11 protein-coding genes are annotated in these 12284 nt (G+C 55.6%); 5 read left to right on the forward strand and 6 right to left on the reverse strand.

Translation table 11 applies throughout. From position 1 onward, the window contains the following. Window positions 1–139: 139 nt before the first annotated feature. The 4 genes from AACT07_RS05730 to AACT07_RS05745 form a co-directional block, all read right to left on the reverse strand. Entirely contained in the window at window positions 140–2071 is a 1932-nt protein-coding gene (locus tag AACT07_RS05730; RefSeq protein WP_005358159.1) for a putative bifunctional diguanylate cyclase/phosphodiesterase, read from the reverse strand. A 23-nt stretch (window positions 2072–2094) separates the two neighbouring features. After that, on the reverse strand, window positions 2095–2595 hold the full coding sequence (locus AACT07_RS05735) for a molybdopterin-binding oxidoreductase (RefSeq protein WP_069526888.1): 501 nt from the start codon (window positions 2593–2595) through the stop codon (window positions 2095–2097). Between the two features lie 101 nt (window positions 2596–2696). After that, entirely contained in the window at window positions 2697–4331 is a 1635-nt protein-coding gene (groL, locus tag AACT07_RS05740) for a chaperonin GroEL (RefSeq protein ID WP_005340575.1), read from the reverse strand. Between the two features lie 43 nt (window positions 4332–4374). Beyond that, on the reverse strand, window positions 4375–4668 hold the full coding sequence (locus tag AACT07_RS05745; protein WP_005340573.1) for a co-chaperone GroES: 294 nt from the start codon (window positions 4666–4668) through the stop codon (window positions 4375–4377). Window positions 4669–4928: 260 nt separating this feature from the next. Here AACT07_RS05745 and AACT07_RS05750 point away from each other — a divergent pair, with 260 nt between their 5' ends. Then, a complete protein-coding gene (locus tag AACT07_RS05750; protein WP_253182231.1) occupies window positions 4929–6263 on the forward strand; it encodes an MATE family efflux transporter in 1335 nt (444 codons plus the stop codon). Between the two features lie 34 nt (window positions 6264–6297). Here AACT07_RS05750 and AACT07_RS05755 read toward each other — a convergent pair whose 3' ends face one another. Then, window positions 6298–6774 (reverse strand): FxsA family protein, encoded by a 477-nt coding sequence (locus AACT07_RS05755; RefSeq protein ID WP_069526890.1) that lies wholly within the window; start codon window positions 6772–6774, stop codon window positions 6298–6300. Between the two features lie 442 nt (window positions 6775–7216). On the opposite strand from AACT07_RS05755, the gene aspA reads away from it, so the two are divergent. Together aspA and AACT07_RS05765 are read left to right on the forward strand one after the other, a co-directional pair. Next, window positions 7217–8659: an aspartate ammonia-lyase gene (gene aspA / locus AACT07_RS05760; RefSeq protein ID WP_005340569.1), complete on the forward strand. Its 1443-nt coding sequence runs from the start codon at window positions 7217–7219 to the stop codon at window positions 8657–8659. Window positions 8660–8784: 125 nt separating this feature from the next. Then, on the forward strand, window positions 8785–10104 hold the full coding sequence (locus tag AACT07_RS05765) for an anaerobic C4-dicarboxylate transporter (RefSeq protein WP_019444958.1): 1320 nt from the start codon (window positions 8785–8787) through the stop codon (window positions 10102–10104). Between the two features lie 249 nt (window positions 10105–10353). On the opposite strand, the gene tsaD is transcribed toward AACT07_RS05765, so the two are convergent. Then, window positions 10354–11367, reverse strand: coding sequence for a tRNA (adenosine(37)-N6)-threonylcarbamoyltransferase complex transferase subunit TsaD (tsaD, locus tag AACT07_RS05770; RefSeq protein ID WP_005340567.1), 1014 nt, complete (start codon window positions 11365–11367; stop codon window positions 10354–10356). A 179-nt stretch (window positions 11368–11546) separates the two neighbouring features. Here tsaD and rpsU point away from each other — a divergent pair, with 179 nt between their 5' ends. Further along, a complete protein-coding gene (rpsU, locus tag AACT07_RS05775; protein ID WP_005309452.1) occupies window positions 11547–11762 on the forward strand; it encodes a 30S ribosomal protein S21 in 216 nt (71 codons plus the stop codon). Window positions 11763–11777: 15 nt separating this feature from the next. Beyond that, window positions 11778–12221, forward strand: a complete 444-nt coding sequence (locus AACT07_RS05780; protein WP_042084472.1) for a GatB/YqeY domain-containing protein — start codon at window positions 11778–11780, stop codon at window positions 12219–12221. The last annotated feature ends 63 nt before the right edge of the window (window positions 12222–12284 follow it).

Raw genomic sequence — 12284 nt, forward strand, 5'->3', positions numbered from 1 at the left:
AACAGATTCTTTCTGGCAAGGCTAAATTCCATGTTTTTTTGATAAAAGCGCACAACCGTTCAAACAACAAACAAAAAGAATAAAACTTGAACTGAATCACACATTCTTGAGGCAGATGACCGTCAAGTACCCCTCCCCTTCAACTCATATAAGCCATTTCGGATTGTTGACGCGCCAGCCAAAGCTCCTCCATCTCCAACAAGGTTTGATAGATTTTCTCCGCCTGCTCTGGTCGGCTGAACAGATAGCCCTGCCCATACAAGTGGATGTCAGTCAGAGATCGCAGTACATCCAACTGAGCCTGTGTCTCAATACCTTCACACACCAGACTCTTGCCCAGCATGGATCCCATCCGACAAATATTGGCGACCAGTTCGGATGCCTCCATTGAGGTGTCAATGCCTTGTATAAAGGAGCGATCGATCTTCACCTTGCTGACCGGTAACTTTTGCAGATAACTCAAAGATGAATAACCAGTACCAAAATCGTCCAATGCTAACAGCACCCCCTGCTGATTGAGATCCTGCATCAGTTGCAGCGAGTTCTTCACTTCCCGCATGGTGGTATCTTCCGTGACTTCCAAGACCAGGCTACGGGCAGGCAGGTGGTGCTCCATCAATGCCTTGGCCACCAATTTGAGCAAATTACGCTGGTACATGCCTGGCGAGATATTCACACACATTTGCAGATCAACCATACCAAGCTGGTGCCACTGATAGAGCTGCTCGCAAGCTGTGTTCAGCACCCAGCTCCCAACCCGTTCGGCAAGCTGGAACTCCTCGGCCACCATGATCACTTCGTTTGGCGGAATGAAGCCGAGTTCCGGATGCCGCCAGCGCAGCAGAGCCTCGACAGCTTCGCAGCGACCACTCTCTAGATTGACGATGGGTTGGTAATAGAGTTCTAGCGCATTGTGTTCCAGCGCCATGATCATGTCCGACGCCAGATGTTTGCGCCGCGCCGTCTCGTTGAGCAGGGAGTTATCGTAAATCACATAGGGGACATGGGTCTTGCGACTATGGAACAAGGCCTGTTCCGCACGACTCAACAGCTCCTGAGTCTTGTCGCTGTCCATCGGATAGAAGGCAATCCCGATCCCGACTTCAAGCCGGAAGGGATAGTTGTCATAGACGATATCTTGCTTCAGAGCATGCAGCAATCGCGCTACCAGCTCCCTGACCTGACGCAGATCGCTGCTGCCACGCTGAATAATGGCAAATTGATCTCCTCCCAGACGTCCGCTCCACTCGCCCTCTTCACAGAGCACTCTGATCCGGGTGGCAAACTCACAAAGCAGATAATCACCGGTGTCATAGCCAAACTTGCTGTTGATATCCCTGAAGTCGTTGATATCGACCAGCACCAGTCCAAACGGCACTTCCTGTGTGGCGTACAGCTCCATCCGCTCCAGCAAAGCAACCCGGTTGGACAACCCGGTCAGCGGATCCCGTCTGGCCGCTCTGAAATGGCGACGCCCTTCATATATAAGCAGCATGCTGAGTAGCAGCACTGACATGACCAGACCGGAGACCATCAGCAACAAGGCATTGCGCAATTGGCCAAAATGGCGATCGTTCTCGGAATAGACGTTAATGTTCTTCTGCATCACAGAAGCGAGGGAGTAGGAGAGCGGCTCTTGCAGCGGGGCAAGGCGCATCATGATCTGCTGATAGTCAGATGCCCCGCTTTGCAACTTGGTGATGTCGGGCTCTATTTGGCGAATATTGGTTTCAATCAGCTGCACCAGACGCAAGGTTTTCTGCTTGTCCTGCATGCTCTTGCGCAGCTGGCCGCTCAACAGGATGGGCGTTCTGCTCCAGAGAATGTCATAACGCAACATCAAGGTGTCATGATCAATCCCGCCATAGTGATAGACCTCTACCGCATTGAGGAAACGACCGAGCTCCAGCTGTAACTGCATCAGCGCCCAGGAGACATCATAGGTGTATTTCTCCATCGCTCTGGTCGCATTCTGGATCTGCATCAGGCAATAGAGGGTGCTCCCGGTAAACAACAGGATGGATACATACAGAATGACGAGCAGTGGCCACGCCCTGGTCTTTCCTTTCACCCCATGCTCCCGTGCTGTTTTTATCAGTGCTGAATGTCTATCAAATCCAGCTGCCAGATCATCATGTCGGTATATTCGGATCGCTTCAATTCCGGATATTGATCAAGAGGCAGCATAAACCAGACCGGCCCCTTGTCACGCACCCGCATGACAGCACCATTGTCTTGCCAGGCAAGGATAGGGTCATATTTGGCGACCTTGTCCCATTCAATGCGGATCTGGAAACTGTTCAATGCCGTCAACGTAATGGTCTTGCCATCCGCACCGACTGCAGCCAATACATCGGCCAGTTTTGGGCCTCTGTAGGTGTGCGGCTTATCCACCCACGGGTTGCCGGTCACTATCTCATGTTGCGGCAGAGCCTGCAGTTTGGCCAGATCAAACAACACCTTACCATCAACTTCGTCTGCCGACCTGATGTTACCACCCACTTTCAGGATCACCGGCCCAGTCAGCGCCTCAGCAGCCATCACCGGCATGATGACCAATGAACACAGTAGTGTCAGCCAACCAAACATTTTCATATCGCCCCCAAATTTGCTGTCTCAACAGACTCAGTTTAGCCAGATATAAAAAAACGGCTCGCCTTGAGCGAGCCGTTTGTCAAACAGAGCAAGGGGGATGATTACATCATGCCCATGCCACCCATGCCGCCCATGTCAGGCATGGCAGGGGTATCTTTCTTCGGCAGTTCGGTGACCATGCACTCGGTGGTGATCATCAGACCGGCGATGGAAGAGGCAAACTGCAGGGCGGAGCGGGTTACCTTGGTCGGATCCAGGATACCCATGGCCAGCATGTCGCCATACTGTTCGCTGTAAGCGTTGTAACCGAAGTTACCTTCGCCGTTCTTCACTGCATTGGCAATGACGGAGGCTTCTTCACCGGCGTTGATGACGATTTGACGCAGCGGGGCTTCCATGGCGCGCAGGGCAACCTTGATACCAACGTTCTGGTCTTCGTTGTCACCGCGCAGACCCGCCAGTTTGGCAGCAACGCGAACCAGCGCAACACCACCACCGGCAACCACGCCTTCTTCAACCGCGGCGCGGGTAGCGTGCAGGGCATCTTCAACGCGTGCTTTCTTCTCTTTCATCTCGACTTCGGTGGCTGCGCCAACCTTGATCACGGCAACACCGCCAGCCAGCTTGGCTACGCGCTCTTGCAGCTTCTCACGATCGTAGTCGGAAGAGGTCTCTTCGATCTGCTGACGGATCTGGGCAACACGGCCTTCGATCACACCGGCATCACCCACGCCATCGATGATGGTGGTGTTCTCTTTGGTGATGACGATGCGCTTGGCACGACCCAGATCTTCCAGAGTCGCTTTTTCCAGCTCCATGCCAACTTCTTCAGAGATGACGGTACCGCCAGTCAGTACGGCGATATCCTGCAGCATGGCCTTGCGACGGTCACCGAAGCCAGGCGCCTTGACGGCAGCCACCTTCACGATACCGCGCATGGTGTTGACCACCAGAGTGGCCAGGGCTTCGCCTTCCACGTCTTCAGCAACAATCAGCAGCGGCTTGCCAGCTTTGGCAACGCCTTCCAGCACCGGCAGCATTTCGCGGATGTTGGAGACTTTCTTGTCAACCAGCAGGATGAACGGGTCGTCCAGTTCAACGGAACCGGTCTCTTGCTTGTTGATGAAGTAGGGGGACAGGTAGCCGCGGTCGAACTGCATACCTTCAACAACTGCCAGCTCATCTTCCAGACCCTGACCATCTTCAACGGTGATGACGCCATCGCGACCCACTTTGTCCATGGCTTCGGCAATCAGCTTGCCCACTTTCTCGTCGGAGTTGGCGGAGATGGTGCCCACCTGAGCGATGGCATTGCTGTCGGCACACGGCTGGGACAGAGCTTGCAGCTCGGCAACAGCAGCCACAACGGCCTTGTCGATACCGCGCTTCAGATCCATCGGGTTCATACCGGCGGCAACGGCTTTCAGACCTTCGTTGACGATAGCCTGAGCCAGAACGGTTGCAGTAGTGGTACCGTCACCGGCGGCATCGTTCGCCTTGGAAGCCACTTCCTTGACCATCTGGGCGCCCATGTTCTGGAACTTGTCTTCCAGCTCGATTTCGCGCGCAACAGAAACACCATCTTTAGTGATGGTCGGGGCGCCGAAGGACTTGTCCAGCACCACGTTGCGGCCTTTCGGGCCCAGAGTCACCTTGACGGCATCAGCCAGGATGTTTACGCCTTCCAGCATCTTGATGCGGGCTTCGTTACCAAACTTAACGTCTTTAGCTGCCATTTTTCTTCAATCCTTAAATCAATTCGGGGAAAAGGAGGATGGATTACTCTTCGACAATCGCCAGGATGTCGGTTTCGGAGAGGATCAGGACGTCCTGACCATCCAGCTTCTCGGTCTTAACACCGTAGCCTTCGTTGAAGATAACCTTGTCACCAACCTTCACGGCCAGCGCTTTGACTTCGCCATTATCCAGGATGCGACCAGTCCCCACGGCAAGCACTTCACCACGGGTGGACTTCTGGGCCGCAGTACCAGTCAAGACGATACCGCCGGCAGATTTGGCTTCAGCTTCGATGCGCTTGATGATGACGCGGTCGTGCAGTGGACGAATTTTCATCGATAACTCTCCCAAAATGAGTCTCATTGTTGCTTTGAGGAATGGCCGTTCCAGGCCAAATTAGATATGTCCCTGATGTGGGGCAGAGTTGCTAACCCTTCAAGGGCAAATACAAAAAAAATTTTTTCACGTACTATAAACATCTTCGATGGTTCAGCCATGTCCGCACTCTGGAGCAAGGTCGGTTCAAGCCGCCCGGTTTCCATGCCAGAACCTTCAAAGCCAGCTGTAGAGACGAGCCCTTGACCCGCACCAACCCCATGCTGACAGCCCCTATTCCAGTCGTACTGCGCCAGATGACGGGCCCCATGATCTTCGGCATCATCGCCATTCTGGCCTTCAATCTGGTCGATACCTTTTTTATCGGCATGCTGGGCACCGAAGCACTGGCGGCCATCAGTTTTACCTTTCCTGTCACCTTTGTGGTCACCTCGCTGGCGATGGGATTGGGCGCCGGACTATCCGCGGTGATCGGTCATACCCTGGGGCAGGGTAAACATGATGAAGCGGCCCATCTCGCCACCGACAGCCTGTTTCTGGCGGTGATCATGGTGGCCCTGCTCTCCGCTGGGGGGGCTCTCACCATCAAGCCTCTGTTTACTCTGCTGGGGGCCAGTGCCGAGCTTATCTCCCTCATCCATGACTACATGCTGATCTGGTATCTCACCGTCCCCATGCTGGTGCTGCCCATGGTGGGCAATGCCGCCATCCGGGCGACCGGCGATACCAAAACCCCCAGCCTGGTGATGGCAGTAGCCGGGCTGGTCAACGGGGTACTGGATCCTCTGTTGATCTTCGGTATCGGCCCCTTTCCAGAATGGGGGATCCGCGGGGCAGCCATCGCCACCTCTATCTCCTGGTTGATGGCGATGCTGGTCAGCCTCTATATCCTACGTCATCGGGAGGGCTTGCTGCTGTGGCGTCTCTCGCCGCGGGCGCGGTTGCTATATCACTGGCGGGCCTTGCTCCATGTCGCCGTCCCCGCCTCTTTTACCAATATGCTCAACCCCTTGGCCAATGCGGTGCTGATGACGATCTTTGCGGGTCTGGGTACCGAGGTGGTGGCCGCTTACGGCGCTGCGTCGCGGGTCGAGGCGCTGCTGCTGATCGTGATGATGGCCCTTGCCTCCGTACTGGCCCCTTTCATCTCGCAAAACTGCGGCGCCGGCAATCCGGCCCGGGCCAAAGCCGCACTTCAGAGCTGCCTGCGCTTTGCCCTGCTGTTCCAGCTCGCCATCTATGGCCTGACCTGGCTACTGGCGCCACTCATCGCCAATCTGTTCAGCGATCATCCGCAGGTCATTCGCCTGATTATTCTCTATCTGCATCTGGTGCCGATCGGTTACGGCTTTCAGGGCATGGTGATGCTGCTGGCCTCGGCACTCAATGGCGTGCGAGCATCCAGTATTTCGTTCTTGTTCAACGGATTGCGACTGTTTGGTTTTCTGTTGCCAGGAGCCTGGCTGGGGGCAAAGCTGGGGGGAGAACAGGGGATCTATCTAGGAATACTGCTGGCCAATCTGGCGGCGGGCACCCTCGCGTGGTGGTATGCCCGACACCGCTTCGAGGCGCTGTGCCATCAGGGCAAACCCTGATTCAGTCACTCGCCTCGGGTTTTCGTCTCGTCGATTACTCTTTACGCTCAAATTCGCCTTCGATGGTGGTGCCGCCCTGCTTGGCGTTCTCCAGATGATCATCGGATGGTGCGCTGCCAAACGGCGATTGAGTACGCTGGAAACCGCCCATCTGCATCCGGAACTGGTTGCTGCCGATCAGCTTGTCGGCCAGTTTGTTGCGCAGCCAGGGCTGCAGCAGCAGGATCCCGAAAAAGTCGGTGACAAAACCCGGAATGATCAGCAGCAAGCCAGCTAATGCCAGCATCATGCCCCCCATCACCTCACGGCCCGGCATCTCGCCCATCTGCATCTTTTGCTGGGCGCTGAACAGGGTTTTGATCCCTTCACTGCGCACCAGCGAGGAGCCCAATACCGCGGTCAGTATGAGCAAGCCGACAGTCGGCAGCGCCCCGATTACCGAGCCGACCTCGATCATCACGGTGAGCTCCAGCACAACCAGACCCAGCAACAACAGAAACAACTTGCCCATATCCACTCCAGCACCGGTAAATTGAGAAAAAGTGGCGCCCATCCAACGATGGCCAGAGGCCATTTTGCCGCCCCGTCATCACCACTTTCTGCCCTGAATAAATGGGGGCAGCCCCCCTCTTTTCAAGTTGGTCAACTGACACCTACGTCATCAGCAATCTAAAAAACCAGCAAAAAGCCACAAAAACTTATAAAAATCATCACGATAAAAACTTCATAACATATGTGTACTTTTCTCAAAGTAATTTGAAAATGTCGCAAATTTAGTGATCCACCTCTAATAACCGATACCTCAATTGGAGTAGTATATTGATTAGTTTTTCGGGAGGTCATTCTCCCAACCGCCCCACTCGATGTGTGGTGCTTCAGGATGAGCTGTGCGCAAGGAACTCGCGACCACTCGGTGAGGATTTTTCCATTTATCTGATTTCTGAGGCATTACAATGAGCGACATCAAGAACGTCCGCATTGAAGAAGACCTGCTGGGCACCAAAGAAGTTTCCAATGATCTCTACTACGGTGTGCACACCCTGCGCGCTGTCGAGAACTTCAAGATCAGCTCTCAGAAGATTTCTGACGTTCCGGAATTCGTCCGCGGTATGGTGCTGACCAAGAAGGCCGCTGCGCTGGCAAACGGTGAACTGGGTACCATCCGTCCTGAAATTGCTGACAAGATCGTAGAAGCCTGCGACCTGATGCTGAACACCGGCAAATGCTTCGACCAGTTCCCGGTCGACGTTTACCAAGGTGGTGCCGGCACCTCCGTCAACATGAACACCAACGAAGTACTGGCCAACATCGCCCTGGAAATCATGGGTCTGGAGAAAGGCCGTTACGACGTCATCAACCCGAACGACCACGTCAACAAGTGCCAGTCCACCAACGATGCCTACCCCACCGGTTTCCGCGTTGCTGTGGTAAACAGCACTGACGTGACTCTGCACGCGCTGGAGCACCTGATCGCGGCATTCGATGCCAAAGCGAAAGAGTTCAAAAACATCCTGAAGATGGGTCGTACCCAACTGCAAGATGCGGTACCGATGACCCTGGGTCAGGAGTTCCACGCGTTCGCCGTGACCCTGCGTGAAGAGATCAAGTCCATCAAGCGTTGCCAGGAGCTGCTGCTGGAAGTGAACCTGGGCGCGACCGCTATCGGTACCGGTCTGAACACTCCGCCCGAGTACTCTGCACTGGCTATCAAGCGTCTGGCCGAGATCACCGGTCGTGCCTATGTGCCGGCAGAAGACCTGATCGAAGCGACCTCCGACTGTGGCGCCTACGTCATGCTGCACGGCGCCATCAAGCGTCTGGCCATGAAGCTGTCCAAGATCTGTAATGACCTGCGTCTGCTCTCCTCCGGCCCGCGCACTGCACTGAAAGAGATCAACCTGCCGGAAATGCAGGCGGGTTCCTCCATCATGCCGGCCAAGGTCAACCCGGTTATCCCGGAAGTGGTCAACCAATCCTGCTTCAAGGTATTCGGTAACGACATCACCATCACCTTCGCCGCCGAAGCCGGTCAGCTGCAGCTGAACGTCATGGAGCCGGTGATTGGTCAGGCGATGTTCGAATCCCTGAGCCTGATGGAAAAAGCCTGTATTTCCCTGCGCGAGAAGTGCGTGGAAGGTATCACCGCCAACCCGGAAATCTGCATGAATCACGTGCTGAACTCCATCGGTATCGTGACCTACCTGAACCCCTTTATCGGCCACCACGAAGGGGATATCGTCGGCAAGATCTGTGCCCAGACCGGCAAGAACGTCCGTGAAGTCGTTCTTGAGCGCGGTCTGCTGAGCGCCGAGCAGCTGGACGAAATTCTCTCCATCGAGAACCTGATGAACCCGCAATACAAAGCCAAGCGTTTCACCCGCGAAGCTGCCGTATAAGCGAGTGTGGGCCGGGATCTTCCCGGCCCATAAAGTCAGTTCCCGATTGGTCTTTATCCCCAGCCCGATCGGGAATTGGCTTTTTGCCAAATAAAAACCAAAAACTAAAAAATGGAGTTATCGCTATGATTGGAATCGAGTTACTTGTCGTGCTCGCCGCTATCTATCTGGGGGCCCGGATAGGCAGCATCGGCATCGGCTTTGCCGGTGGTCTGGGGGTACTGGTATTGACGTGGGGTCTGGGCATGCCCATCCCGAGCGATCAACTGGTCAGCTACATCCCTTGGGATGTGATCATGATCATCGCGTCCGTCATCTGTGCCATCGCCTGTATGCAACTGGCTGGCGGGATGGACTACCTGGTTTCTCTGGCTGAGAAAGCGCTGCGCAAGAACCCCAAATACATCACCTTCGCCGCTCCGGTGGTTACCTATCTGATGACCATGCTGGCCGGTACCGGTCATACCGCCTTCTCCACCCTGCCGGTGATCGCTGAAGTGGCCAAAGAGCAAGGGATCCGCCCATCCCGTCCGCTCTCCATCGCGGTTGTCGCCTCCCAGATCGCCATCACAGCTTCCCCGATCTCTGCCGCTGTGGTTGCCTTCTCCGGCATGCTCGAGCCGTTTGGTGTTGACTACCTGACCCTGCTGGCCATCTGCATCCCCTCTACCTTCCTGGCCTGTATCCTGGGCGCCTTCATTGCCAACATGATGGGCAAACCGCTGGATCAGGACGAAGTCTATCTGGAGCGTAAAGCCAAGGGTCTGATCAAACTGCGTGGTACTACCAAGCTCGAGATCAAGCCGTACGCCAAACTCTCCGTGTGGATCTTTATCGCTGCCATCGTAGCGGTCATGGCCTATGCCACTGCTATCTCCGGTAAAGTGGGCCTGATCACCAACCCGCCGATCCCCCGTGACGGCGCCATCATGGGCATCATGCTGGCCGCGGCCACCATCATGACCTTGGTATGCAAACTGGACGCCACCCAGGTCACCAACATGCCGACCTTCAAGTCTGGTATGTCCGCCTGTATCTGCGTACTGGGTGTCGCCTGGCTGGGTAACGTCTTCGTAAAAGGCAACATGGACACCATCCAGCTGATCGCTGGCGACCTGCTGAACCAGTACTCCTGGCTGCTGGCCGTGGTGCTGTTCTTCGCCGCCATGCTGCTCTATTCACAAGGTGCCACCACCAAAGCGCTGATGCCTGCCGCACTGGCACTGGGTGTCAGCCCGCTGACTGCGATTGCCTCCTTCGCAGCCGTGAGCGCCCTGTTCGTACTGCCGACCTACCCGACCCTGCTGGCCGCGGTAGAGATGGACGACACCGGCTCCACCCGTATCGGTAAGGCGGTCTTCAACCACCCCTTCTTCGTACCGGGCACCGCCACCATCGCCATCGCCGTGGCGCTGGGCTTCTTCTTCGGCGGCATCCTGCTGTAATCCTATCGTCTGCCGATCGCCAAACAAAAAATCCCCGCCAGTTGGCGGGGATTTTTTTATCTCTTTACTCTGTACTTGGCTTGGCTGTCTGGCAGCGAGAGACCTGACGTATTATCCGGATGGCTCAACCACGGCGACAACAGACACCACAACAGCGTGCCAGCGGCGCTATAACCACCGCTGCCGGATTGCCGGAGTAGTAGGCCACCATGGTACTCACCACCACGCCAGAAGGCGGAATCCTTTGGATCAGACCGGATCCAGGGTATCCAGCGGCCAGCGCGGCACGGCTTTGACCGCCAGCGGTTCGAACACGCCCGCTTTCAGGCGCTGCATACCGGCATAGGCAATCATGGCGCCGTTATCGGTGCAATATTCAGTGCGCGGATAGAACACCTCGCCCTTGAGGCTCTCCATCAGCTCGGCCAGCTGGGCACGCAGATGACGGTTGGCACTGACGCCACCGGCGACCACCAGACGCGTGAGACCGGTCTCTTTCAAGGCACGACGGCACTTGATGGCCAGGGTATCAACCACCGCATCTTCAAACGCCCGAGCGATATCGGCACGGGTCTGCTCATCATCACCATTGGCGGCGATGGTGTTGGCTGTGAAGGTCTTGAGGCCGGAGAAGCTCATGTCGAGCCCTGGGCGATCAGTCATGGGACGGGGGAAGTGGAAGCGCCCCTTAGTGCCCTTCTCGGCCAGACGGGAGAGCAGCGGACCACCCGGATAGTCCAGCCCCATCAGCTTGGCGGTCTTGTCGAACGCTTCGCCAGCGGCATCGTCGATGGATTCCCCCAACAGCTGATAGCTGCCGATACCGTCGACTCGTACCAGCATGGAGTGACCACCAGAAACCAGCAGCGCCACGAAGGGGAACTCGGGAGCTTTCTCTTCCAGCATGGGGGCCAGCAGGTGCCCTTCCATATGGTGGACGGCGATAGCAGGCTTGTTCCATGCCATCGCCAGCGAACGACCAATGGTGGCGCCCACCAGAATGGCGCCAACCAGACCCGGACCCGCGGTATACGCGATGCCGTCGATGTCATCTTTGCCCAGTCCCGCCTCTTGCAATGCGGCCTGGATCAACGGGATCGTCTTGCGAACATGATCCCGGCTGGCGAGTTCGGGGACGACGCCACCGTAGTCCGCATGCAGCTTGACCTGGCTGTATAACTGATGGGAAAGGATCCCTTTTTGATCGTCGAAGATCGCGATCCCGGTTTCGTCACAGGATGTCTCTATGCCCAATACACGCATTGCTAAAAAATTTCACTGCTAAAATGAGACGGCTATGGTAACCTTCGCGGGTTTTTTAAACCAGAGCGATCTCTGCGGGTTTACTTTCATTCCCTGTCCAGAGTATAATTTCGCACCATTTTAAGACATGCTGATCGATTGAAGGTCAGCTAACAATTTATCACTGAGGTGAAAGGCACATGCCAGTAATCAAAGTCCGTGAAAATGAGCCGTTTGACGTTGCTCTGCGTCGTTTCAAGCGTTCTTGCGAAAAAGCCGGTATCCTGTCCGAAGTTCGTAGCCGTGAGTTCTACGAGAAGCCGACTACCATTCGTAAGCGCGCCAAAGCGTCTGCTGTCAAGCGTCACGCCAAGAAGCTGTCTCGCGAAAACGCACGTCGTATCCGCCTGTACTAATCGGGAGATATTGCCGTGTCTCTGAAGGATCAACTCAAGGATCAGCAAAAGCTCGCCATGCTTGCCAAAGATAAGGCACGTCTGGGAGCGATCCGCTTGTTGATGGCAGAAATCAAGCAACGTGAAGTCGATACCCGTATCGAGCTGAATGATGAGGATATCCTCGCTGTCGTGACCAAAATGGTCAAACAGCGCCGCGATTCCATCAGCCAATTTGAAGCTGCCGGTCGCCAGGATCTAGCCGACAAAGAGTCCGCCGAGATCGTTGTGTTGCAGGAATTCCTGCCGCAACAGCTGACCGCAGATGAAATTGCTGCCCTGATCGAGCAAGCCATCACTGAAAGTGGTGCTGCCATCATGGCTGATATGGGCAAGGTCATGGCTGTCTTGAAGCCGAAAATTCAGGGGCGTGCCGATGTCGGCGCCGTCAGTGCTCAGGTGAAAACCCGCTTGGCGTAACAGGCAACTCTCTTGTTTGGTCGAAGAAGCCGTGCTTCCCTTGGAATGCGCGGCTTTTTTATT

Source organism: Aeromonas sp. ANP5, assembly GCF_963870295.1.
GTDB lineage: Bacteria > Pseudomonadota > Gammaproteobacteria > Enterobacterales > Aeromonadaceae > Aeromonas > Aeromonas veronii.